Here is a 23,031-nt window from a genome sequence, read left to right as displayed (position 1 = left end):
TCCCGCGCCGACATCTTAGCTCGGCGATATTTGGGCCGCGCGGTTGACATCACCGGGCAAAGATCGCAGACGGGTCGGGCCTCGAACGACGGACGCCTGATGAATTCTCCCGCACAGAAAGTCGCACTGGTGACCGGCGCCGCGCGCGGTATTGGGCTCGCAACCGCCAAACGCTTTCTCGCCGAGGGTTGGCGCGTCGCGCTGCTCGATATCGAGGGCGAGTTGCAGGCGCGTGCGGCCGCGGCGCTTGAGCAGCCCGACGACACGCTGGCGCTGACCTGCGACGTGTCAGATGCCGGAGCCGTGGCGGCGGCGGTCGCTGCGGTGAGCCAGCGCTTCGGCCGGCTCGATGCGCTGGTCAACAATGCCGGCGTCGCGGTGTTCGCGCCGGTGCTGGAGACGTCGGACGCCGACTGGAGCCGGATCATCGCGGTCAACCTCACCGGCCCGTTCCTGTGCACCAAGGCCGCCGCGCCCGTGATGCGCGAGCACGGCGGTGGCGCTATCGTCAACATCACCTCGATCTCGGCGGTGCGCGCCTCGACGCTGCGCTCGGCCTACGGCACCAGCAAGGCTGGGCTTGCGCATCTGACAAAGCAGCTCGCGGTCGAGCTCGCTTCGCTCGGCATCCGCGTCAATGCCGTCGCGCCCGGCCCGGTCGAGACCGCGATGGCGAAAGCCGTGCACACGGCGGAAATCCGCGCCGATTACCACGACGCGATCCCGCTGAATCGCTACGGGCTGGAAGAGGAGCTGGCGGACGCCATCTTCTTCCTCTGCTCGGACCGCGCCAGCTACATCACCGGCCAGATCCTCGCCGTCGACGGCGGCTTTGACGCCGCCGGCATCGGCCTGCCGACGCTGCGCGGCCAGCGGCGCAACGGGTAGCGCAATCCCTCAACGGCCGCGGTTTGCGAACGCGAGCCGACGATCACCGTTCAAAACCCGCGCGGGCGCGGCTGCCTGGCAGCGTAATAGGGGTTGACCAGGCAGGTCGCCGGCAGCCCCGCCGCGGCGCCCTGGCACTGATCCATCGATGTGAACAGACAGTCCATCCGCTCGCCGATCAGCTCGCCGTAAACCCGCATGCAGATCGGGTAGCGCGCATCATAGGTTTGCGCCGTTGCCGGCCTTGTCGTCCAGAGAACGCCGAGCGCGAGCAGCAATGCTCCGAGTAATTTCATGTGTGGCCTCCTGCACCCTGCCCTCCTGCACTGGCTATATCACCGCTGGTTCACCGCGACCACGCGCCAGGCACCCTGCAGCCGGTCGATCCGGGTCAGCGACAGCGGGTCGATGACGAAGCGCAACGCCAGTTCCGGCGCAAGCTCAAGCGCGATCGCGAGCATCGCGCGAATGGTGCCGGAATGCACCACCAGCACGACATCGCCCGCCGGCAACCGTGCGAGCCCGGCCCGCGCTCGCTCGATCTGATCGGCAAAGCTTTCGCCGCCGGGCGGCCGGTTGGTCGCCGGTGCGCGCCAGAACGCGCCATAGGCGGCGCCGAGCTCGGCTTCGAGCTCGCTGTGGCGGCGGCCGGTCCAGTCGCCAAAATCCTGCTCGCGGAAGGCATCGTCCTCGATCGCCGCGAGGCCGAGCCGCGCCGCGGTCTCGCTTGTGCGCCGCGCCGGGCTGCAGACGGCGAAGCCGCCAGCCGGCAGCCGCGCGCGCAGCGCCGCGAAGGCCGCGGCATCGCCGAGATCGGCCGGCGCATCGGGTGCGTGGATCACGCCGCGCGGCCCGTCGACCGGGGCGTGTCGGATCAGCCAGAGCCGGGTTTCGCCATTCATCACGCTCACCCCAGTCGCGCTGCGAGCAGCAACAGGATCGCGGTCTCCGCGACCTGCTCGGCACCGCCGAGCACGTCGCCTGTCAGGCCACCGATCTGCCGCTTGGCCAGCAGCGCCATGATCAGCGCCGCGGCGCCGGCCGCGATCGCGGCGAGCAGCGCGCTCGCGAACGGAAGCATCAGAAACGCAATCACAAGCGCGATGACCACCGCGATCGCCGCAATCGTGCCGTCGGGCCGGCCGGCATTGGCCGCAAGCCCGTCGCTGCGCGCATTGGACAGGCTGATCGACAGCCACGGCAGCACGCCGCGGCCCAGCGCATGCGCGGCGATCAGGCTCTGCACCACCACGCCATTCGGGATCGCCGCCAGCGCCGCAAGCTTGGCGGCAAAGCTCACCAGCAGCGCCAGCGCGCCATAGGTGCCGAGCCGGCTGTCGCGCATGATCTCGAGCTTGGCCGCGACATCGCGGCCGCCGCCAAAGCCGTCGGCAACGTCGGCAAGCCCGTCCTCGTGCAGCGCGCCGGTCAGCAGCGCGCCGCCGCCGAGCGCGAGCGCCGCAGCCGCGAGGTCCGGCACGCCGACCGCGCGCAGCAGCAGGCAGAACAGCCCGATCGCGGCCCCGATCAGCGCCCCGACAACGGGAAACAGCCGCTGCGCCCGGGCAAAATTCTCCGGCCGCGCGCCGTCCGGATGCGGCATCGGCAGCCGGGTCAGAAAGGCGGTGGCGGTCCTGAGATCGTCGAGCCATTGGTTCATTGTGAAGGCCTGCGAACCCTGATCACGATGCAGCGCCGACGCCGCATCATGACCTCGCCTCCTGTCCGATTTTCCTTTCAGGAGATGCGGGCGAACTTGCAAGGGATTCGGCGATCAGGTTGAACAGCCCGATGTAAGCCTTAACTCCAAGAAGATACTGATCGACAGTCCTGCCTGGAGAGTATCGCTCAACTCCAGGCACCAGCCGATCCATCACACTAGACCAAAGGTCAAAGACATACTTTGGCTGGCGCGCGTTGTAGATTCGAAACTTCAAGGGTGATCTGTCGCGAAACTGATTGTAGCCAAGATCGGCGCCGATCTCGAACACAAGGTCACCTGCCCTCTTCCGCCAGCGGCGACCGCGAGGCTCGAAGTTCAATTCTGCGCAAGAAGTTTCCAGGAAGGGAATGACGGCGCCCCTTGTTCCGGACCAGCCGGTCGCCCGGATGCCAAAACGCTCAACTTCCGCCTGGAGCAAGCGGCTGAAAAAGGCGTTCTCCCCGTCGCGGAACTGGGCGTCGTACCAGAGCTTCTTGAAGTGCTCAAACAGGCATTTGATGAGGGGCGGATACCGAAACTTCGGCTCGACAAAGTCTCTCGCGGCAAAGAGATCGTCCAGGAATGCCGAGCGGTATTTTGGCTCGATGACGAACGACCGTTCGTCGGAGGAGCCTCGCCCGAGCGACTGCATGGTTTCCACCGCCACTTCGTCCCAGTAGCGGTCGAGCAGATCGGCCTGCTGCCCACTGCAATATTGCCGCATCCTGTCCTGCCAGGCACGGTGGACTGAAAAACCGAGGGCTTCGAACGCGAGTTGCGTCGGACCTCGACCGGGCCAGTTCGCGACCACTTGCAGAAGGGGATGCTCTTCCATCACGAACCAATTACCGGCGCTGACGCATCCATACAACGGCCGGCTGGATGGCGGAGCGCGAATTTCGTTCGGGGCCGATTTTCGCTATCAACGCGCCCAAGGCCAGCCCACCGCTCGACGAGGGAATCGCATGCAGTTCAGTACCCTAGACGATATAAGCGGCTTTTGTCGCGAGCTGCCCGGAGGTGACGACGCCGCCGCGGAGGCCGCTGCGCTGCGCCAGCGGAATTTGACAAAGCCGCCGGGCAGCCTCGGCCGGCTGGAGGAGCTTGCGATCTGGCTGGCGCGCTGGCAGGGACGGGAGCAGCCGCGGCTCGACCAGATCACCATCGCGGTGTTCGCCGGTAATCACGGCATCGCGGAGCGCGGCGTTTCCGCCTACCCGTCCGAGGTCACGGCGCAGATGGTGGCGAACTTCGCCGCCGGCGGCGCTGCGATCAACCAGATCGCGAAACTGGCCGGCGCCGAGTTGCGGATCGAGCCGATCGAATTGGTGCGGCCGACCCGCGATTTCACGATGGCGCCGGCGATGGACACGGCGGATTTCCTGCTCGCGCTCGACACCGGCTGGCGCACGGTGCCGGAGCAATGCGACCTGCTGGTGGTCGGCGAGATGGGCATCGCCAACACCACGGTGGCCGCGACGCTGTGCGCGGCCCTGATGGGCGGCCGCGGCGCGCGCTGGGCCGGCCGCGGCACCGGCGTCGACGATGCCGGGCTGTTGCGCAAGCGTTTGACGATCGATGCGGCGCTGAAATTCCATCGCGACCGGCTCAACGATCCGCTCGCGGTGGCGATGGCGCTCGGCGGGCGCGAGCTCGCGGCGATCGCGGGTGCGGTGCTGGCGGCGCGGGCGCGGTGCATTCCAGTCCTGCTCGACGGCTTTGTGGCGACGTCAGCGGTGCTGCCGCTGGCCAAGCTTGCGCCCGGCAGCCTCGCGCATTGCCGCGCCGGACATGTCTCGGCCGAGCTCGGCCATCGCGAATTGCTGCGCGAGCTCGCGCTTGTCCCGCTGCTCGATCTCGACATGCGGCTCGGCGAAGCCTCCGGCGCGGGTGTCGCGATCCTGTTGCTGCGCGCGGCGCTCGCCTGCCACGGCGGGATGGCGACCTTTGCCGAAGCCGGGGTGTCCGGCGCGGGCTGACAAATTGTCGCCGCATGGGCTAGCGTAAGTGGGCCGGACGTCGTCAACCGAGGGGGACTGCCGATGCGCATGGTGGCAATCAGGACGATCTTGGTGGCGGCTGCGCTCGGCGCTGTGATTCCCGCCGCGCACGCCGAGGTGCGCATCCTCGCAAGCCCGGGCGGACAGGTCGGCCCGTTCATCGACCTGTTCGAGAAGGTGCGCGAGTCCGGCGAGCGCGTGGTGATCGACGGCCCGTGCCTGTCGGCGTGCACGCTGGTGCTCTCGATGGTGCCGAACGATCGCATCTGCGTGACGCGGCGCGCGGTGCTCGGCTTCCACGCCGCGCGCTCGATCGACGGGCGTGGCCGCATCTACGCCGAGCCCGAAGCCTCGGTGGCCGTGCTGCAAGCCTATCCGGCACCGGTGCGCGGCTGGATCGTCCGCCGCGGCGGGCTGACCTCACGCCTGCTGTTGCTGCGCGGCCGCGAGCTCGCGGCGATCTATCCAAGATGCAGGTGAGGCCCGCTTGACAGTGTCGTAGCCCGGATGGAGCGCAGCGCAATCCGGGAATTTCCCGCGCGGATCGGTGACCCGGATTGCGCTTCGCTTCATCCGGGCTACGAAGCGGTTATGAATCGGGCACCAGCCGGGCCGTCGATCCTTCGAGGACCGCTGAAGAAGCGGCCACCTCCAGCGACAACGGCACGGCCGTTGCGCGGGGATGACGGTCCGACAAGGGTACCGGGCCCTACATCTCCTGCGGACAGTTCACCATCCAGGGGATGCCGAACTGATCGACGCACATGCCAAAGCCCTTGGAGAAGAAGGTCTTGCCGAACGGCAGGGTGACGGTGCCGCCTTCGGACAGCGCCTTGAAGCGGCGCTCGGCATCAGCGGGATCCTCGACCTGCAGCGCGACGGAGAAACCTTGCGGCTTCTGGAAGTGGCCGGGCGGGGCGTCGGAGGCCATGATGATCTCGCCGTCGATCGTGATCTTGGCGTGCATGATCTTGTTTTGCCAGCCGGGCGGGGTCTGCATCTCGGCATTGCCCTCGCCGTAGGGGAAGGTCAGTTCGATCTTCGCGCCGAGCACCTTTTGATAGAACTTCAGCGCGGCGTCGCAATTGCCGTCGAAGGAGAGATAGGGGTTGACCTGCATCGCGTGCTCCTTGGGTACCAGACTTTTGTTTGACGCGTCTTCCTGATGCGAACCGGTGTCCGCTTCGCTCGAAAACGCCCTACTTTTCAGTCAGCTTCTTCAGGTTGGCAAGGCCGACTTCAAAATCCCTGCCGATCATGTGATCCAGGTTCATGAACACCTGCATCACTTTCGACATGAAGACGGCCGGACCATACATGGTCCATGTGACGTTGGTCGCATCGCCCTGCGGCAGCATTGTGAACTCGGCGGTGTTGTGGCCCTCGAACGGCTTGAAGAAGTCGAGCTTGATCACGATCTTCGACGGCGTCTCGGCCTGCAGGATCTCCATCCGGCCGGCGCCGACATTCTTGTTGCCGTCCCAGGCGTAGACCGCGCCCTGCCCGCTTTGCGGGCCCTGATAGGTCCGCTTCAGCGCGGGATCCCGGTTCTCGTACGGCGACCACGCCACCCACTGATGGAAGTCGTTGATCAGCGGAAAGATCCGATCCGCCGGCGCCTTGATGCTGGCGGCGCGCGTGACGCGGAACGTGCTCGGCTTGGTCGCGGCGAGGATGAGAACGACCGCAATCGCGATCGCGAGGATGACGGCGATGATACCAATGATCTCGAGCATGACTGTTTCCTTAAGCAATGGTTGAAGAGGTGTTCAGCGGCGAAACGGAATCAGCGCGCGCAGATTGCCGTCGCGCAGATAAAGCCCGCCCCATAGCAGCAGGCCGAGATAGAGCCCGAACAGCGTGTGCGTGAACAGCGGGCTGTCGATCCGCACATGGGATGCGATCGCGCCGCCGAGATAGCCGGTGAGCAGGATCGCGCCAAGGATCGAGGTCGGCGGCACCGAATACAGCAGCGTGCAGACGATGGTGATGATGCCGAGGCTGCGCGCCAGCGCGTCGCTCGCGCCGTAGCCCATCTTGTCCATGGTCTCGGTGACGATTGGCAACGGGATCAGCTTCATCGCGCCGTCGAACAGCAGAAACAGGATGACGAGGCCACTCATGACGCGGCCGGTGATGCGGGCAGGCTTGGGAAGTTCGGGCTCGATGATCAGCGACATGACAGGCTCCGCAAGGGTTGAGGATGTTCTGCCACCATGACGAACGGGCGAGTACGGGACCGACAAAGACGGTGAAGATTTTTTGGGAGCGCGATGAGCGCGGAGGTGGCGGCAGGATTGCGAGAGCGACGCATGCGTCGGTCAACGCGCCCGGGGCGTACCCCTCTCCCCAACCCTCCCCCGCAAGGGGGGAGGGAGCCTGACCAGCGTGCTCACCTCACTTGATCGGATCTAAGGGAAGTTCGCACGACACCCCACTGGATTGATCTGTGATAGGCGCGCGATATTCCGCCCTCGTGTGAGAGAGCCACCGGCGGCAGGGCTCCCTCCCCCCTTGCGGGGGAGGGTTGGGGAGAGGGGTATCACACGGGAAGTTTCTCGACCCGCACTCGAACAGCAAAGCCGCCGCGCTGCTACTTCGCCTTCACATTGCGCGGCTGGCTGTCGCGCATCAGGCGGTCGATATGCATGCGGATATGGGCGGCTTCGGCGGTGGTGTTGGCGAGTGCGATGGCACGGTCGAAGGCGACGCGGGCCTCCTCGTTGCGGCCGAGTTGCATCAGGAAGGCGCCGCGCACGCCGAAGTAATGGAAGTAGTTGGAGAGCCGCGGCGCCAACGGCTCAATCATTTCGAGCGCAGCTTCGGCGCCCCGCACCTTGGAGACCGCGACCGCGCGGTTGAGCGTCACCACCGGCGACGGCTGCATGATCTCGAGCGCGCCGTAGAGCAGGTCGATCTGCGCCCAGTCGGTATCCTCGGGCTTCTCAGCGCGGGCGTGCAGCGCCGCGATCGCGGACTGCACCTGGTAGGGCCCGCTCCTGCGGTGACGCATCGCCTTGTCGATCAGCGCCAGCCCCTCGGCGATCAGCTTCTGATTCCACAGGCTGCGGTCCTGATCCTCGAGCAGGATCACCTGGCCGTCGGCGTCGAAGCGCGCGGCGGCGCGGGCGTGCTGCAGCAGCAGCAGCGCGGTCAGCCCCATGATCTCGGGCTCGCTCTGGAACAGCCGCAGCAACAGGCGCGCCAGGCGGATCGCCTCCTCGCACAGCGGGCTGCGGATTTCCGCGGTGTCGCCGCTCGCCGAATAGCCCTCGTTGAAGATCAGGTAGATCATCGCGGCGACCGAGACCAGCCGCTCGCTGCGCTCGACCGCGCCCGGGGTCTCGAACGGCACCTTGGCATCGGCGACGCGCGTCTTGGCCCGCGTGATGCGCTGCTCCATCGCGGCCTCCGAGACGAGGAAGGCGCGCGCGATCTGCTTCACCGAGAGGCCGGAGACGATGCGCAGCGCGAGGGCGATCTGCTGCGTCGCCGGCAGGTCCTTGTGGCAGCAGATGAATAAGAGCCGCAGGATGTCGTCGCGGTAGTGCGAGCCGTCGAGCCGCTCGGCGATCTCGTCCTCGGCGTCGTCGATGTCGGAGATCGCCTGGTCGTCGTCGGGCAGCGGCTCCTGCTTCTTGGTGCGCCTGATATCGTCGATCGCGACGTTGCGGCCGACCATGATCAGCCACGCCGCGGGATCGCGCGGCGGGCCGTTCTGCGGCCAGCTCTTCAGCGCCCGCAGGCAGGCGTTCTGAAAGGCCTCCTCGGCGGTGTCGAGGTTGCGAAAATAGCGCAGCAGCGCACCGACCGCCTGGGGACGCGCGGAGGTCAACGCAGCATCGATCCAGGCGGTGTCGGTCATTGTTCTACACTCCCGGGCCGGAACACGCCGACCGGGCGGATCTCATAGGTGCCGCCGGGGTTGGCCTTGCCGAGGTCGCGCGCGACGTCGAGCGCCTCGTCGAGGTTCTTGCAGTCGACGACGTAGAAGCCGAGCAGCTGTTCCTTGGTCTCCGCAAACGGGCCGTCCAGGACCAGCGGCGGGTCGTCCTTGCGCAGCGTGGTCGCCGCCGTGGTCGGCAGCAGCCGCGCCACCGGGCCGAGTCGGCCCTGCTTGGCGAGCTTTTCCTGCACCACGGACAATTTCTGCATGACGGCGGCGTCGTGTTCCTTGCTCCAGGAACCGACCATATCTTCGTCATGATAGCAGAGGATGGCGTACAGCATCGAGAAGGCATCTCCGTTCATTTCCAAGAACGAACGATTATGCCCGCCACCGACAGGGGTCCAAAGAAATTTTGGGGACGGCGAACCGGCACCGTTCCGCGTGATGAACGAACGTCAGCGCGATCCACAAACCGTCATGCGACGCCGCGTTGCAGCGGCGCCGGCCGCAGCTTGCGGTCGTGATCACCAATAGACGCCGTAGCGGGCGGCGATGCGGCGCGCCTTGGCCTCGTCGCTCTCCCGGCGGCGCGCGTAACTCTTCTTCGCGGGCTTTGCGGCCTGCTGCTTTGGCTGCTCGGCCGGTGCGGCCTGCGGCTGAGCTTGCGGCGCTTCGACCTGCTGCGCCTGAGCCGCCTGCGGATCGGCAGCCGGCGCGGTCTCCGCCGCCGGCGCAGGCGTTTCGTGGGCCGCGAGCACGAGGCTGCGGCTCTGGCCGGCCTCGGCGGCCGCAACTGAGGCGAGGACGAAAGCTGACATCAGGACCAGTTTGCGCATGGAAGTTCTCCGCTGTTGATGGCAGGAGTTTTACGGGGTGGTCGATAGCCGCTCTGTGACATTAGTCACACAAACCTCGGAGGTATCTGGATGGGTAAGGGCGCGCTGGCGCTGCTGGTCAACGGCGGCACCGAAAACTGGTCGTCGTCGCGCTGGAAAAAGCGGTTCGACACGGTCTGTCCCGACCGCTCCGTGGTGCTGCTGCCGGACGAAGCGCTTGATCCGGACGAAGTTCACTATGCGGCGGTGTGGAAGCCGAAGCCGGGCGAGCTCGCCGCGTTCAAAAATCTGCGAGTCATCTTCAATCTCGGTGCCGGCGTCGATGCGCTGATGGCCGACCGCTCGCTGCCCGACGTGCCGCTGGTGCGGGTCGCGGTCGGCGATCTCACCGACCGCATGACCGAATATGTCGTGCTGCATGTGCTGATGCATCACCGTCAGGAGCTCTATCTGCGGGAATCGCAGCGGGAAAAGCGCTGGGCGCCGAAATACCAGTGGGCGGCGGGCGCGATCACCGTCGGCATCATGGGGCTCGGCACCCTGGGCGCCGCCTCGGCGCGCGCACTGCGGGCGCTCGGCTTCCGCGTCGTCGGCTGGAGCCGCAGCGCCAAGCAGATCGACGGCATCGCCTGCTTCCACGGCGCTGACGGGCTCGATCAATTCCTGCGCCAGAGCAACATTCTGGTTTGCCTGCTGCCGCTGACGCCGGACACGCGGCATGTTCTCAACCACGACGTCTTTATCAGACTGAACCGCGACAGCCCGCTCGGCGCGCCGGTGCTGATCAATGCCGGCCGCGGTGGCCTGCAGAACGAGCCCGACATTTTGCGCGCGCTCGACGACGGCACGCTGGGCGCCGCCTCGCTCGACGTCTACGAGACCGAGCCGCTGCCCGCGGCGAGCCCGTTCTGGAGCCATCCCAAAGTGGTGCTGACGCCGCACAACGCCGCCGACACCGATGCCGACGAGATCTCGAAATACGTCGCGCAGCAGATCGCCCGCTTCGAGGCCGGCGGCGCGCTGGAGAATTTGGTGGATCGGACGCGGGGGTATTGACGGCAACCCGTAGCCCGGATGCAGCGCAGCGAAATCCGGGGTCTTTGCAGCGGACAGACTGATCCCGGATTGCGCTTCGCTCCATCCGGGCTACAGCCTTGCGTCATCGCGAGGAGCGAAGCGACGAAGCAATCCATCGCTCCCCACGCGGAAGCATGGATTGCTTCGCTTCGCTCGCAATGACGGCTGGAGGGATCGGCCTGCTACCCCTTCGCCGGCAGCGCGTGGGCAAAGCTCCAGGAATGGCCGAACGGATCGATGACGCGGCCGTAGCGGGCGCCCCAGAAGGCATCCCACGGTTCCATGGTCACGGTGGCGCCGGCGTCGGCGGCGCGTTTCACCGCGGCATCGCAATTCTCGACCTCGAGATGCATGGTCACCGAGGTACCCTTGAGTTGGTCCGGCGGGAACACGGCATCGACATGGGTGCCGCGGTGCTCGGGGAAATCATCCATCAGCATGATCCGGGCACCATAGGCGTTGATCTCGGCGTGCATCAGCCGCTTGCCGTCCTGCGCCGGCATGCGCAGGACTTCGGTGGCGCCGAGCGCCTTTTTATAGAAATCGACGGCGGCATTGCCGTCATTGACCACCAGATGCGGGATCACGACCTGGGCGGGCTGCGACATGTTGAGGGCCTTTCCTGACAACAGCGACCGCGGTACGCAGCCGCCACGGCACGATGACGGATGCGGCCGCCCGCATCCGACATTGTGCTGCAATTTTTTGTCCCGGCGTCCGGTTACCGCGCAGCTCACGCCATCGCGGCAACCAGGTCGGCGAGGCGGTCGTAGGCGGGCTCGACGCCCTTCTCGATGCCGGAATTGAGGTGACCGTCGCGCGCCTCCTTGGTGGGGTGCTCGATGATCGTCGTCAGCTTGGTCTTGCCGCCCATCTCGGTGAAGATCGACGTCACCTGGTATTCCTCGCTGGTAAAGCCGGGCATCGAAAACACTTCGCCGAACACGACGTACTCGGGACGCACCACTTCGCGGTAGGTTCCTCTCAACACGTGCTCGATACCGTCGGACGAGCGGAATACGTAGCGATAGGCGCCGCCGACGCGCAAATCGATCTCGCAGACCGGCATCGTCATCGCGCCGCAGCCGAGCCAGCGGACCACGAATTCCGGTTTTGTCATTGCATCGAACACCAGCTGCCGGGGCGCGTCGAACTCGCGGGTCATCGCGATTTCCAGGTCCGACGGGGTGGTGACCTTCAGCTTCCTATCCACGCGTGCGTCCACGTTGCTTCTCCTTGGTTACTCTGACTTTGGATTTCTTCCGCGGCGAGGCCTTGGCCGTTACCTTGGCCGCCTCCTCCGCCTTCATCTCCTCGAGCAGGCCGTCGAGGCGGTTGAAGCTTTCGTCCCAGAAGCGGCGGAAATTTCCGAGCCAGCCGTCGACCTCCCTGAACGCGACCGGCGCGATCCGGCACGGCCGCCACTGCGCCTCGCGCCCGCGCGAGATCAGCCCGGCATGCTCGAGCACCTTCAGATGCTTCGAGATCGCCGGCAGGCTCATGTCGAACGGCTTTGCCAGCTCCATCACCGAGGTCTCGCCGAGCGCGAGCCGCGCCAGGATCGCGCGCCGGGTCGGATCGGCCAGCGCCGCAAAGGTCGAACTCAGGGGGTCCGGCTGCATCCGTAGTTTCCATATTGGTTAAATAACCTGTCGGTTAACTACGACCAAATCGCGCGCGCGTCAATGACGGATTTTCGGCGGCGACGCGGGCGCGAAGCTCCCTCTCCCCGTTCTTACGGGGCCGAGACGAGCGAAGCTCGCTCTAGGAGGGCTGGGGTGAGGGGCTGTCTCCGCGCATACGGTGAGAGACACACTCGCGGAGACTCCCCCTCACCCGCATCGCATCTCCGATGCGATGCGACCTCTCCCCGCAAGCGGGGCGAGGTGAAGAGGAGCCTACGACTTGCGCGCGAAGGTGAGGTGCGTGGCGTTCGGGCTCGCGACATGCCCGACGACGGTATAGCCGAGGCGCGGCAGATCCAGCCCGGCGAACAGGTTCTCGCCGGCGCCGAGCAGCACCGGCGACTGCGCCAGATGCAGCTCGTCGAGCAAACCCGCCTGCAGGAATTGCCGCACCACCGACACGCCGCCGCCGACCCGGATGTCCTTGCCCTGCGCGACCTCGCGCGCCCGGCGCAACGCGGCTTCGATGCCGTCGGTCACGAAGTGGAAGGTGGTGCCGCCCTGCATCTCGAGGTCCGGCCGCGCGTGATGGGTCAGCACGAACACCGGCGTGTGGTACGGCGGCGTGTCACCCCACCAGCCTTTCCAGGAATGATCCGGCCATGGGCCGCGAACCGGGCCGAACATGTTTCGCCCGAGAATCCAGGCGCCGACATTCTCCATCGACTTGCGGGCGAAATCGTCGTCGAGCCCGGTACCACCGCCATCCTGGCCGAACATGGCGCGAAACGTTCGCGTCCCGAGGTACCAGGTGGGAAGAATCATGCCGCCCTCGCCGAATGGATTTTCCAGGCTCTGATTTGGAGCGGCGCCAAAGCCGTCGATCGAGACCGTGAATGCTGAAGTCCTGACTTTTCCCATCGTGTTCCGCTTCCGTTTGTGGCCACTCTAGGGAAGACGGGCGGGAAAGTCAGACGCCGACATTTGCGGTTCGGGAAATTCCGCTGCTATTTCGGCCCGCACATCACGTCGATGGCGCCCTGCACGATCGCCTCGAGCTCCTTGCGCGGAACATGGGCGCGGGCCCGGATCGCGATGGTGTGGATGGTGGCGGAGGCGAGTTGCGCCAGCGCGGTCGGGTCGGCGCCTTCAGGCAGTTCGCCGCGCTCCTTGGCGAGCCGGAAGCAGGTCGAGAAGGCCTTGTCCATCTCGGTCAGGCCTTCCAGCACCATGGCGCGGATGTCGGGATCGGACACTGCTTCGGAGGCCGCCGTCATCACCGTGAAGCAGCCGCGCGGACCTGACGCGCCGGAGAGATAAATATCGAGCGCGATCGCGTAGATGCGCGCCAGCCGGTCGCGCAGCGGCGCCTCGGCGCGAAAAATCTCGATCATCGCGGCGCGCGCCTCGTCGCGGTAGCGCTGGTAGCTCTTGATGTAGAGCGCGCGCTTGTCGCCGAACGCACCGTAGAGGCTCGGCCGGTTCATCCCGGTGGCGGCGGAGAGATCATCGAGCGAGGTGGCGGCAAAGCCGTCGCGCCTGAACAGTTCGAGCGCCCGGCCGAGCGCGACATCGGGCTCATAGGCGCGCGGCCGCCCGCGCCGCTTCGGCTCTGCGGGCGCTGCGGCTTTGGCAGCTTGTGGTTTGGCAGCAGATGGCGGCTGCTTATTTTTTTGTACCATTTCGCATTAAATTCCTTGACGCATTCCATATTATGCAAGACAGTACAAAAATCAACCGTGGCCGGGACACCCGCGCCGAACACCCCAAGGAGGCACCCATGGATCTGTATTTCTCGCCGCTCGCCTGCTCGATGGCGACCCGCGTCGCGCTGTACGAGGCCGGCCAGCCGGCCAACTTCCTCGAGGTCGATCCGAAGACAAAACAGGTGCGGACCGACGGCTCCGACTTCAACGCGATCAACCCGCTCGGCCTAGTGCCGACCTTGCGCACCGACGACGGCGTGGTGCTGACCGAGAACGCCGCGATCCTGCAATATGTCGCCGACCAGTTCCCGCGCGCCGGCCTCGGCACCACGTCGAATGTCGAACGCTCGCGGCTGCATCAGTGGCTGTGCTTCATCGGCACCGAGCTGCACAAGGGCCTGTTCCTGCCGCTGCTCGACAAGAAGGCGCCGCCGGAAGCCAAGAGCTACGCGCTGGAAAAGTACAGTTCGCGGCTCGACTATGTCGAAAACCATTTGAAGGGCCGCGACTACCTGCTCGACCATTTCAGCGTCGCCGACGCCTATCTCGTCACCGTCATCAACTGGACCATGGCGACGCCGCCGATCGAGCTCGCAAAATGGCCAGCGCTGAAGGCCTATTACGAGCGGCTGCGGACACGGCCGTCGGTTGCGAAGGCGATCGCGGAGGAGTTCGAGCTCTACAAGGCCGAGCTCGCAAGACACAAGGCGGCGGCGTAAGGCGATTTGTCATCGCTCTCTCCACTCCCTCTCCCCGTTCTTCACGGGGAGAGGGTTGGGGTGAGGGGCCGCTTCCGCAAATGCGCTGCTTGCTCTTTCGTCAGCATCCTCGGCAAATCGAAAGCTTGCGAGTATCAAATTGCCCACCCGCGGGCGGCGCGTTCCCTGTGGGAGCCGACGGCAGGTCTATAAAGACAGGCTGAAATTTCTTCCATTGATCGTAATATTCAGACGGCAAAGTGAACGGCTGGCATTCGGTGATCGCTTTCAGCGCACTGTTTTGATAGGCTTGAGCATAGTCTGACGTGGCCGGCTTGCTTCCTGGCAACACCACGGGTTGCCCATTCAGTTTGCCCTCTCGCGTCAGCTCGATCATGAATTCAACCTTCATGTTCGTTGCCTCCTCACCGACGCGTACAGGTCGCTTCCAGCACCGCTCGACTTGGGATGTGAACATCGGCCCCCAGGTATCGGGTCCGCGCATTTTGCCTTTCGCCGCGCTTGGCTGGATAGGAACGGCTATGCTGGCAGTCGCGAGGAGGAAGCCTGCGACTGTAACGGCCGTAGAACGTTTCGTTGGCATGGAAAGGATCCGGCGACGCGGTGAGGTTGCAACGCGGACCAGAATAAACCGATCTTCGTCGAGACTGGCAAACGTTTTCGATGCGTCCGCACAAACGATTCCGTAGCCCGGATGAAGCGTAGCGCAATCCGGGGCCGCTTCATCCGCGGAAAAACCGATCCCGGATTTCGCTTCGCTGCATCCGGGCTACTTAGATCAGAACGGCTCCGTGCCAAGTCCCGGCACGTCGGCGGGACGCGGGCCCGGGGCGGGCCAGTGGAAGCGGCGGTCCTTCTCCGTGATCGCGATGTCGTTGATCGAGGCTTCGCGGCGGCGCATCAGGCCGTGCTCGTCGAACTCCCACTGCTCGTTGCCGTAGGAACGAAACCAGTTGCCGTCAGCATCGTGCCATTCGTACTGGAAGCGCACCGCGATGCGGTTGTCGTCGAACGCCCAGAGATCCTTGATCAGGCGATAGTCCTGCTCCTTTTCCCACTTGCGGGTGAGGAAGGCGACAATGGCCTCGCGGCCGGCAAACACCTCGGAGCGATTGCGCCAGCGGCTGTCCTCGGTATAGGCCAGCGCGACCCGTGCCGGATCGCGCGAATTCCAGGCATCCTCCGCCATGCGCGCCTTCTGCGCGGCGGTCTCGCGGGTAAACGGCGGCAGCGGCGGGCGTGACATGGAAGGCTCCTTGCGGCGGTTGGGCTCATGCAAATCTAGCGCCGTGGCGCGCAGAGTCGATGGGCTCGCGCCTATCGGCCGATAGCTAGCCGATATCGGCCTTCATCAGCGCACGGATCGGCTTCGGTATCGGCTGCGCACGGCCGCCGCTGATGAAGGCGACGCGGACCTCGGCCTTCACAAGCACGTCATCGCGACGGCGAATCTCCTGCGCCAGCATGATCGAGGCGCCCTTCACCGCGAGCGGCCAGGTGACGACGTCGAGCACGTCGTCCATCCGCGCGGGCTTGAGGAAATCCAGCGTCATCGAGCGCACCACGAAGGCGAAGCCGCCGGTCTCGGCCTCGGCCTCCTCGAACAGCGCCTGCTGCTCGGCGCCCATCAGGCGGAGATGGTTGGTGCGGCCGCGCTCCATGAAGCGCAGATAATTGGCGTGATAGACGATGCCGGAAAAATCCGTGTCTTCGTAATAGACGCGGACCTGCATGTGGTGGCGGCCGTCGCGGATCTCGCCGTCGAGAATGGGTGAGGTCATTGGCGCCCTCGGTTGCGCTGAGCTACCGCCCGTATTGCGCAAAATCGGCCGCCGGCGCAAGCGCGGTCAGGACACAAGCGGCCCCTTGCCGCCCAGCGTTACCTGCACGATTTCGGGCGGCACGCCGAGTCGGAACGGCATGATGCTGCAGCCGAGGCCGCCGGAGACGATGACGTCGCATTTCAGCTTGAGATGCCCATAGGCGAGCCGCATGCCGTGCTTCACCGGCACCGCCGGCGACCAGCCGAGCAGCCGGACCTGACCGCCATGGGTGTGGCCGGAGAGCTGCAGCGCGACGCGCGACGGCACGCGGCGCGCGATGTCGGGCTCATGCGCCAGCAAAATCACCGGCGCATCGTCGGTGACCTTGTCCAGCGTCGCGCCGAGATCATCGGCGCCGATCCGCGCGATCTGGCGATAACGCCGCGCCGGCATATAGGCAAGCTGATCGCCGAGGCCGGCGAGCCAGAACGGACGGCCATCTTTTGTGAGGCGCACCGCATCGTTCTCGTAGACCGGAATGCCGGCCCGCTCCAGCGCACGGCGCGCCACCGGCACACCCTGCCCCTGGCGCTGCACGGTCTTGTCGTCCCAATAGTCGTGATTGCCGAGTACGGCGTGGATGCCGAGCGGCGCCTTCAGCCCGGCCAGCACCGCGGCCCATTCGGAAGCTGGAATGAAGCGCGTGACGTGGCGCAGCCCCGCGACATAGTCGCCGAGCAGCACGATGATATCGGGCTTCAGCGCGTTGGTGCGGTCGACGATTTCGGCGATCCGATCGAGCGACATCCAGGGATCGCAGGCATGGATATCGGCAAGCGCGGCGATCCTGAGCGGAAAGTTCGCCGGCCATTGCCGCGGCGACAGATCATAGCGCGTGAGCGCCAGTCGGACGACCGGCTCGCTAACGCCATAGGCCGCGGTCGAGGCCGCGGCGGCGGTCAACCCGCCAACGGAGCGAAAAAAATGTCGACGTGAAATCATGGACGTTCGATCGGTGATGCCTGAAGCGCGACGCGCTTCAACTTTCTCTTAGGCATGATCTCTTCGGAAAACCGCTTCGCACTTTTCCGGATCATGCCTCAACAACCATGGCCCCGGGATTGGAGCGGAATTGGGCCGCGTTTGTGCAGAACGTCTGCAGGGATTTTGCAATGGTTAGCGGTCAACGTTACCGGCAGCGGCGGCGCGCCGCACCAACACGACTGATCACGTCTTCGGGAGCGAGCTTAGTCGTCGTCGCCATTACCGCCGAACAGACCGAACTGCGCGGGGTCGCGGTTCGGCTCGGCGAGGCCGAGATGGCGGAAGGCATGCGAGGTCAGCAGCCGCCCGCGCGGGGTGCGCTGCAGGTAGCCGCACTGGATCAGATAGGGCTCGATGATGTCCTCGATCGCATCGCGCGGCTCCGACAGCGCCGCCGCCATGGTCTCGACCCCGACCGGACCGCCGCCATAGTTGAGTGCGATCGTCGTCAAATAGCGGCGGTCCATCGCGTCGAGCCCGGCGCTGTCGACCTCGAGCGCACTCAGCGCGCGGTCGGCGATGCCGCGATCGACGGAGTCGGCGTCCGCGGCGGAGGCGAAATCGCGGACACGGCGCAGCAGGCGGCCGGCGATGCGCGGCGTGCCGCGGGCGCGGCGCGCGATCTCGTTGGCGCCGTCAGGGCTCATGCCGATGTTGAGCACGCGGGCGCCGCGGGTGACGATCTTTTCCAGCTCCTCCTCGGTGTAGAAGTTGAGCCGGATCGGAATGCCAAAACGGTCGCGCAGCGGATTGGTCAAGAGGCCCGCGCGCGTCGTCGCGCCGACCAGCGTGAACTTTGCCAGCTCGATCTTCACCGAGCGCGCCGCCGGGCCTTCGCCAATGATCAGGTCGAGCTGAAAATCCTCCATCGCCGGATAGAGCACCTCCTCGACCGCCGGGCTGAGGCGATGGATCTCGTCGATGAAGAGGACGTCGCGCTCTTCGAGATTGGTCAGCAGCGCCGCAAGATCGCCGGCCTTGGCGATGACAGGACCTGACGTCGCACGAAAGCCGACACCAAGCTCGCGCGCCACGATCTGCGCCAGCGTGGTCTTGCCGAGCCCCGGCGGACCGACGAACAGCACATGGTCCAGCGCCTCGCCGCGCTTCTTCGCCGCCTCGATGAAGATCGACAGATTCTTGCGCGCCTGCGCCTGGCCGACGAACTCGGTCAGCGACTGCGGCCGCAGCGCCGTGTCGCCGACATCATCGGTGCGGCGTTCGGGGGTGACGATGCGGGAGGGCGTGTTCACTTCGACAATTCCTTCAGGCCCAGCCGGATCAGGTGCGCGGTCTCCGCCTTCTCACCGGCGCTGCGCGAGGCGGCGGCGATCGCGGCGGCCGCCTGCGGCTGGCCGTAGCCGAGATTGACCAGCGCGGAGATCGCATCCGTGACCGGACGCGGCGCGCGATTGTTGTCGAGCGCGCCGGACAGATGCACCACCGCAGGATCGACATTGGCAAAGCCCGGCGCCTTGTCCTTCAACTCGCTGACGATGCGCTCGGCGACCTTGGGTCCGACGCCCGGCGTGCGCGCCACCGCCGCCTTGTCGCGCAGCGCAATTGCATTGGCGAGGTCGGTCGGCGGCAGCGTGCCGAGCACCGCCAGCGCGACCTTGGCGCCGACGCCCTGCACGGTCTGCAGCAGCCGAAACCATTCGCGCTCGTGATCGCTGCGAAAACCAAACAGCTTGATCTGGTCCTCACGGACATAGGTCTCGATCGACAGCACCGCCGCCTCGCCCGGCGACGGCAGCGCCTGCAGCGTCCGGCCGGCGCAATGCACCTGATAGCCGACGCCGCCGACGTCGAGGATCACGTAATCCTCGCCGTAGGAATCGATCAGGCCTTTGAGCTTGCCGATCATCGCGCCATTCCGAGCTCGATGCTCGCTTCGGCTCGTGTGAGGAGGGCACCGGCGGCAGGGTTCCCTCCCCCCTTGCGGGGGAGGGGTAGGGAGAGGGGTGCCGCTTGCTCAGTGGCCGAACGTGTTGCGCGAACCGCGTGATCGTCATTGATACGTCGTGGCAGATCAGCAGTCAGCGCCCGCGGCTTACCCCTCTCCCCAACCCTCCCCCGCAAGGGGGGAGGGAGCCCAACCAGCGTGGTCACCTCACATCGCTCCCTCATAAGCTCGCCACCTTCAGCCGCAGCGCGGTGCTTTGGCGGTGATGGGCGTGGGTGATCGCGACCGCGAGCGCGTCGGCGGCGTCGGCGGAGGGCGGCTCGGCTTTCGGCAACAGGATCTTCAGCATCACCTGGATCTGGTTCTTCTCGGCATGGCCGGCGCCGACCACGGTCTTCTTGACCTGGTTCGGCGCGTATTCGGCGACAGAGATGCCGAACATTGCGGGCGCCAGCATGGCGACGCCGCGGGCCTGCCCGAGCTTCAAGGTGGCGACGCCGTCCTTGTTGACAAAAGTCTGCTCCACCGCGGCTTCCGCCGGCCGGTAGTCGCCGAGCGCGGCGGCGAGCCCTTCATGGATCGCCAGCAGGCGGCTCGCCAGCGGCAGGTCGTCCGGCGGCTCGACCGAGCCGCAGGCGACGTAGACCAGACGGTTGCCCTCGGTCTCGATCACGCCCCAGCCAGTGCGGCGGAGGCCCGGATCGATACCGATGATGCGGACGGGGGAGCGAATCGGCTGGACTGTCATGGGGTAGTGATACCGCCTCTGCCTGCGAGAACGAAACACAAACGGAGCGTCATCCCCTGCCCCGCGTGTCATCGGTGCTCGTCATCCAGCCCTGCTCGTCATCCCCGCGAAAGCGGGGATCCAGTACGCCGCGGCTTCACCGATCAAACGCCGGTCTCTGGAATACTGGATCGCCCGGTCGCGCCGGGCGATGACAGCGGAGTGTGGGGCGAGGACGCGACGCCTAGCCGCCCATCTTGGCGACCAGCGCGTCGGAGATCTCGAAATTGGCGAACACGTTCTGCACGTCGTCGTGCTCGTTGAGCAGATCCATCAGCTTCAGCAGCTTTTCGCCGGTCTCGTCGTCGACCGCGACGGTGTTTTGCGGCTTCCAGGTCAGCGCCGCCTTGCGCGGCTCGCCGAATTTCGCCTCCAGCGCCTTGGCCACCTCGCGAAAGGTGTCCTGCGAGGCGTAGACCTCGTGGCCGGCCTCGCTGGAGACCACGTCGTCGGCGCCGGCCTCGATCGCGGCGTCCAGCATCGCGTCGTCGGAGGCAACACTCTTGTCATATTCGATGATGCCAGTGCGGTCGAACATGAAGGCGACCGAGCCGGTTTCGCCGAGATTGCCGCCCGATTTGGTGAAGAAGGAGCGGATGTCGGAGGCGGCGCGGTTGCGGTTGTCGGTCAGCGCCTCGACGATGACGGCGACGCCGCCGGGGCCGTAGCCCTCGTAGCGGATCTCGTCATAGTTCTCGCCCTCATTGCCCGCGGCCTTCTTGATCGCGCGATCGATATTGTCCTTCGGCATGTTTTCCGCGCGGGCTGCAACCACGGCGGCGCGCAGCCGCGGATTCATCGCCGGGTCAGGAGTGCCGAGCTTGGCCGCGACGGTGATTTCGCGGGCCAGCTTGCCGAAAAGCTTCGACTTCTGGGCATCCTGCCGGCCCTTGCGGTGCATGATGTTCTTGAATTGGGAATGGCCGGCCATGCGTCGTCTCTTGGAATCGTAGGTCTGAACGGGGTGGAAAACGCGGCCTTATAGGCCCGTGACCCGCCAAAATCAAAGCATCGGCGGGACGCTTTCCGTCCGGACCATCCTACCGCATGCCGGAATATGAGGCACCTGTTAACCATGACTTCATGCCCGGATGCGAGGATCGCGCGTCTCGCCCCAATTCCCAAGAGCAACCCCCAAGAGCCCCTCATGGCGTTCGGTTTGTTTCGAAAGCAGGTGCCGGAGCCGGTCGCGCCGGCCACCGAGGCCAAGGTTTTGGCCGCGGCCGCGCCTGACGCCCCTGCCTCTGCCGAAATCGATTCGGCCCGGGAAATCCTGGAACTGCTGGAACTCGAGCTCGGCGCGATGATCCGCCAGCTCGAACGCGCGGCGGGCTCGGTGGCCGACGGCGCCGATGCGACGGCGGCGACGCTCGCGACCATCCGCGCCCGCACCGACGCCCTGACGGGCCGCAGCAGCGACGCGCAGAGCACCGCGACCACCTTCTCGGAGGCCGCCGACCGCTTCACCCATTCCGCCGAGGACATCGGGGCGCAGGTGCGCAGCGCCTCCCGCCTCGCCGACGACGCCGCGGCCGCGGCGCGCGAGGCCACCGCCAATGTCGACCGCCTGCGCGAATCGTCAGCTGCGATCGGCAATGTCGTCAATCTGATCGCGCAGATCGCGCGGCAGACCACGCTGCTCGCGCTCAACTCGACCATCGAGGCGGCGCGCGCCGGCGCCGCCGGCAAGGGCTTTGCGGTGGTCGCGACCGAGGTCAAGGCGCTCGCGGTGCAGACCCAGAGCGCGACTGAAGAGATCACCAAGAAGATCGAGGCGCTGCAGAGGGACGCCACCGGGTCCGCAGATGCCGTGCACCGCATCTCGCAGGCGATCGAGGCGATCCGCCCTGTATTCGAGAACGTCAACGGTGCGGTCGCCGAGCAGAACCAGATCACCGGCGCGATCGGGCAGAACGCCGCCTCCGCCTCGCACTTCATCGTCTCGGTCGGCACCAGTGCCGGCGAGATCGACAGCGCAACCCGCGAGGCCGAGACCCATGGCGACAGCGTCGCCAAGGCCGGCAAGGCGGTCACCGCCTTCGCCCAGAAGCTGAAAGCGCGCTGCGCGGTGCTGCTCCGGCAGAACGAGCGCGGCGATCCGCGCCAGAACGAGCGCCTGCCCTGCAATCTTCCGATCGAGATCAAGACCGCGCGCGGCGTCATCACCGCACCGGTCTACGAGATCGCGATGGACGGCATTTTGATCGGCGGGCCGAACGCGGAAAGCCTGCCGGCCAATGAGAGCCTGAGCGCGATGCTGCAGGACATCGGCGCCTGCAGCATCAGGATCGGCGAGCGCACCAAGGCCGGCGCGCGTGCGCGCTTCGAGGCTACGACACCGGCGCTGCGCGAAAAGGTCGAGGACAAGATCTGGGCGATCCGCGAGGAGAACGCCGAGCTGATCACCCGCGCGATGGAAGCCGGTCACGCGCTGACTAAGCTGTTCGAGAACGGGCTGTCGAGCGGCGCGATCACGATCGCGGACCTGTTCGACACCGACTATGTCGAAATCCCCGGCACCAATCCGGTGCAGTACCGCACCAAAATGCTGGATTGGGCGGATCGCGCGCTGCCGGCGCTGCTGGAAGCGTTCCTCGCCAAGGACAAGCGCATAGCGTTCTGCGCAACGGTCGACCACAACGGCTATCTGCCGGTGCACAACCAGATCTATTCGCAGCCGCAGCGGCCGGGCGATGTCGCCTACAACACCGCCAACTGCCGCAACCGCCGCATCTTCAACGATCCCGCTGGCCTAGCCGCGGCGCGCAACCAGCGCGCCTATCTGGTCCAGACCTACGCGCGCGACATGGGCGGCGGCAATACCGTGATGATGCGCGAGATCGACGTGCCGATCCGCGTCCGCGGCCGGCACTGGGGCGGGTTCCGCAGCGCCTACAAGCTTTGATGGAATTCTCGTAGCCCGGATGGAGCGAAGCGTAATCCGGGGCTCTCATCCGTGGAGGCATAGTCCCGGATTTCGCTGCGCTGCATCCGGGCTACCCAGTGCACGCTCAGGCAAGACCGCGCGCGAATCACGCTTTAGGAATGGGAATGCTGCGGCGAGGCGATGGGCCGCGCTGACGGAGGAA

Annotated in this window: 29 protein-coding genes; 6 read left to right on the top strand and 23 right to left on the bottom strand. The window is 66.0% G+C overall.

Going from position 1 to position 23,031, the window contains the following annotated elements; all coding sequences use genetic code 11:
• Positions 1-99 precede the first annotated feature (99 nt).
• On the top strand, positions 100-888 hold the full coding sequence (locus XH93_RS06195; RefSeq protein WP_194472833.1) for an SDR family NAD(P)-dependent oxidoreductase: 789 nt from the start codon (positions 100-102) through the stop codon (positions 886-888).
• A 50-nt stretch (positions 889-938) separates the two neighbouring features.
• Here the strand turns inward: XH93_RS06195 and XH93_RS06190 are convergent, their stop codons facing one another.
• From XH93_RS06190 to XH93_RS06175, 4 genes are read right to left on the bottom strand one after another with little or no spacing between them, the layout of a single operon-like run.
• Positions 939-1,184, bottom strand: coding sequence for a DUF3551 domain-containing protein (locus tag XH93_RS06190; RefSeq protein ID WP_194472832.1), 246 nt, complete (start codon positions 1,182-1,184; stop codon positions 939-941).
• Between the two features lie 39 nt (positions 1,185-1,223).
• Complete coding sequence (locus XH93_RS06185; RefSeq protein ID WP_194472831.1) at positions 1,224-1,790, bottom strand: histidine phosphatase family protein; 567 nt, start codon at positions 1,788-1,790, stop codon at positions 1,224-1,226.
• Between the two features lie 5 nt (positions 1,791-1,795).
• The gene (gene cobS, locus XH93_RS06180) at positions 1,796-2,548 is read right to left on the bottom strand and encodes an adenosylcobinamide-GDP ribazoletransferase (RefSeq protein ID WP_194472830.1); all 753 of its coding nucleotides are present in this window, start codon (positions 2,546-2,548) and stop codon (positions 1,796-1,798) included.
• Between the two features lie 46 nt (positions 2,549-2,594).
• On the bottom strand, positions 2,595-3,425 hold the full coding sequence (locus tag XH93_RS06175) for a hypothetical protein (RefSeq protein ID WP_194472829.1): 831 nt from the start codon (positions 3,423-3,425) through the stop codon (positions 2,595-2,597).
• A 130-nt stretch (positions 3,426-3,555) separates the two neighbouring features.
• On the opposite strand from XH93_RS06175, the gene cobT reads away from it, so the two are divergent.
• Positions 3,556-4,569: a nicotinate-nucleotide--dimethylbenzimidazole phosphoribosyltransferase gene (cobT, locus tag XH93_RS06170; protein WP_194472828.1), complete on the top strand. Its 1,014-nt coding sequence runs from the start codon at positions 3,556-3,558 to the stop codon at positions 4,567-4,569.
• Positions 4,570-4,632: 63 nt separating this feature from the next.
• Positions 4,633-5,070, top strand: a complete 438-nt coding sequence (locus tag XH93_RS06165) for a hypothetical protein (protein ID WP_194472827.1) — start codon at positions 4,633-4,635, stop codon at positions 5,068-5,070.
• Between the two features lie 229 nt (positions 5,071-5,299).
• Here the strand turns inward: XH93_RS06165 and XH93_RS06160 are convergent, their stop codons facing one another.
• From XH93_RS06160 to XH93_RS06135, 6 genes are all read right to left on the bottom strand, one after another.
• Entirely contained in the window at positions 5,300-5,710 is a 411-nt protein-coding gene (locus tag XH93_RS06160; protein WP_139858952.1) for a VOC family protein, read from the bottom strand.
• Between the two features lie 79 nt (positions 5,711-5,789).
• Positions 5,790-6,326, bottom strand: a complete 537-nt coding sequence (locus XH93_RS06155; protein WP_139480594.1) for an SRPBCC family protein — start codon at positions 6,324-6,326, stop codon at positions 5,790-5,792.
• Positions 6,327-6,359: 33 nt separating this feature from the next.
• Complete coding sequence (locus XH93_RS06150) at positions 6,360-6,770, bottom strand: DoxX family protein (protein WP_194472826.1); 411 nt, start codon at positions 6,768-6,770, stop codon at positions 6,360-6,362.
• Positions 6,771-7,183: 413 nt separating this feature from the next.
• Positions 7,184-8,455 carry an RNA polymerase sigma factor gene (locus XH93_RS06145; RefSeq protein ID WP_194472825.1) on the bottom strand — a complete coding sequence of 424 codons (1,272 nt, stop codon included), beginning with the start codon at positions 8,453-8,455 and terminating at the stop codon, positions 7,184-7,186.
• The gene (locus XH93_RS06140; protein WP_139480591.1) at positions 8,452-8,820 is read right to left on the bottom strand and encodes a YciI family protein; all 369 of its coding nucleotides are present in this window, start codon (positions 8,818-8,820) and stop codon (positions 8,452-8,454) included. Before XH93_RS06140 ends, XH93_RS06145 begins: the two co-directional genes overlap by 4 nt.
• A gap of 183 nt (positions 8,821-9,003) precedes the next feature.
• Entirely contained in the window at positions 9,004-9,315 is a 312-nt protein-coding gene (locus XH93_RS06135; RefSeq protein ID WP_194472824.1) for a hypothetical protein, read from the bottom strand.
• Between the two features lie 90 nt (positions 9,316-9,405).
• On the opposite strand from XH93_RS06135, the gene XH93_RS06130 reads away from it, so the two are divergent.
• Positions 9,406-10,371 carry a glyoxylate/hydroxypyruvate reductase A gene (locus tag XH93_RS06130; RefSeq protein ID WP_194472823.1) on the top strand — a complete coding sequence of 322 codons (966 nt, stop codon included), beginning with the start codon at positions 9,406-9,408 and terminating at the stop codon, positions 10,369-10,371.
• A 203-nt stretch (positions 10,372-10,574) separates the two neighbouring features.
• Here XH93_RS06130 and XH93_RS06125 read toward each other — a convergent pair whose 3' ends face one another.
• The 5 genes from XH93_RS06125 to XH93_RS06105 form a co-directional block, all read right to left on the bottom strand.
• Entirely contained in the window at positions 10,575-11,000 is a 426-nt protein-coding gene (locus tag XH93_RS06125) for a VOC family protein (RefSeq protein WP_139858955.1), read from the bottom strand.
• Between the two features lie 125 nt (positions 11,001-11,125).
• Positions 11,126-11,617, bottom strand: coding sequence for an SRPBCC family protein (locus XH93_RS06120; protein ID WP_210340446.1), 492 nt, complete (start codon positions 11,615-11,617; stop codon positions 11,126-11,128).
• Complete coding sequence (locus XH93_RS06115; RefSeq protein WP_139858956.1) at positions 11,598-12,014, bottom strand: helix-turn-helix transcriptional regulator; 417 nt, start codon at positions 12,012-12,014, stop codon at positions 11,598-11,600. Before XH93_RS06115 ends, XH93_RS06120 begins: the two co-directional genes overlap by 20 nt.
• A gap of 276 nt (positions 12,015-12,290) precedes the next feature.
• Positions 12,291-12,938, bottom strand: coding sequence for a dihydrofolate reductase family protein (locus tag XH93_RS06110; protein ID WP_194472822.1), 648 nt, complete (start codon positions 12,936-12,938; stop codon positions 12,291-12,293).
• An 86-nt stretch (positions 12,939-13,024) separates the two neighbouring features.
• On the bottom strand, positions 13,025-13,699 hold the full coding sequence (locus tag XH93_RS06105) for a TetR/AcrR family transcriptional regulator (protein WP_194472821.1): 675 nt from the start codon (positions 13,697-13,699) through the stop codon (positions 13,025-13,027).
• A gap of 98 nt (positions 13,700-13,797) precedes the next feature.
• Here XH93_RS06105 and XH93_RS06100 point away from each other — a divergent pair, with 98 nt between their 5' ends.
• Complete coding sequence (locus XH93_RS06100; protein ID WP_194472820.1) at positions 13,798-14,442, top strand: glutathione binding-like protein; 645 nt, start codon at positions 13,798-13,800, stop codon at positions 14,440-14,442.
• 100 nt (positions 14,443-14,542) lie between these two features.
• Here XH93_RS06100 and XH93_RS06095 read toward each other — a convergent pair whose 3' ends face one another.
• The 8 genes from XH93_RS06095 to XH93_RS06060 form a co-directional block, all read right to left on the bottom strand.
• A complete protein-coding gene (locus XH93_RS06095) occupies positions 14,543-14,833 on the bottom strand; it encodes a hypothetical protein (protein ID WP_194472819.1) in 291 nt (96 codons plus the stop codon).
• A gap of 387 nt (positions 14,834-15,220) precedes the next feature.
• The gene (locus tag XH93_RS06090) at positions 15,221-15,688 is read right to left on the bottom strand and encodes a nuclear transport factor 2 family protein (RefSeq protein ID WP_194472818.1); all 468 of its coding nucleotides are present in this window, start codon (positions 15,686-15,688) and stop codon (positions 15,221-15,223) included.
• Between the two features lie 85 nt (positions 15,689-15,773).
• On the bottom strand, positions 15,774-16,223 hold the full coding sequence (ybgC, locus tag XH93_RS06085) for a tol-pal system-associated acyl-CoA thioesterase (protein WP_139480581.1): 450 nt from the start codon (positions 16,221-16,223) through the stop codon (positions 15,774-15,776).
• A 66-nt stretch (positions 16,224-16,289) separates the two neighbouring features.
• Complete coding sequence (locus XH93_RS06080; RefSeq protein WP_139858961.1) at positions 16,290-17,207, bottom strand: metallophosphoesterase; 918 nt, start codon at positions 17,205-17,207, stop codon at positions 16,290-16,292.
• Positions 17,208-17,452: 245 nt separating this feature from the next.
• Positions 17,453-18,502: a Holliday junction branch migration DNA helicase RuvB gene (gene ruvB, locus XH93_RS06075; protein WP_139480579.1), complete on the bottom strand. Its 1,050-nt coding sequence runs from the start codon at positions 18,500-18,502 to the stop codon at positions 17,453-17,455.
• Entirely contained in the window at positions 18,499-19,116 is a 618-nt protein-coding gene (ruvA, locus tag XH93_RS06070) for a Holliday junction branch migration protein RuvA (protein WP_139480578.1), read from the bottom strand. Before ruvA ends, ruvB begins: the two co-directional genes overlap by 4 nt.
• Before the next feature lie 259 nt (positions 19,117-19,375).
• Positions 19,376-19,903, bottom strand: a complete 528-nt coding sequence (gene ruvC / locus XH93_RS06065) for a crossover junction endodeoxyribonuclease RuvC (RefSeq protein ID WP_194472817.1) — start codon at positions 19,901-19,903, stop codon at positions 19,376-19,378.
• Between the two features lie 223 nt (positions 19,904-20,126).
• Complete coding sequence (locus XH93_RS06060; protein WP_139480576.1) at positions 20,127-20,873, bottom strand: YebC/PmpR family DNA-binding transcriptional regulator; 747 nt, start codon at positions 20,871-20,873, stop codon at positions 20,127-20,129.
• Between the two features lie 216 nt (positions 20,874-21,089).
• On the opposite strand from XH93_RS06060, the gene XH93_RS06055 reads away from it, so the two are divergent.
• Positions 21,090-22,847, top strand: a complete 1,758-nt coding sequence (locus tag XH93_RS06055) for a methyl-accepting chemotaxis protein (protein ID WP_194472816.1) — start codon at positions 21,090-21,092, stop codon at positions 22,845-22,847.
• The last annotated feature ends 184 nt before the right edge of the window (positions 22,848-23,031 follow it).

Origin of the sequence: Bradyrhizobium sp. CCBAU 51753 (genome assembly GCF_015291565.1) — a bacterium.
In the GTDB taxonomy this organism is placed as follows: domain Bacteria; phylum Pseudomonadota; class Alphaproteobacteria; order Rhizobiales; family Xanthobacteraceae; genus Bradyrhizobium; species Bradyrhizobium ivorense.
This window is presented reverse-complemented; position numbering and strand designations above follow the sequence as displayed.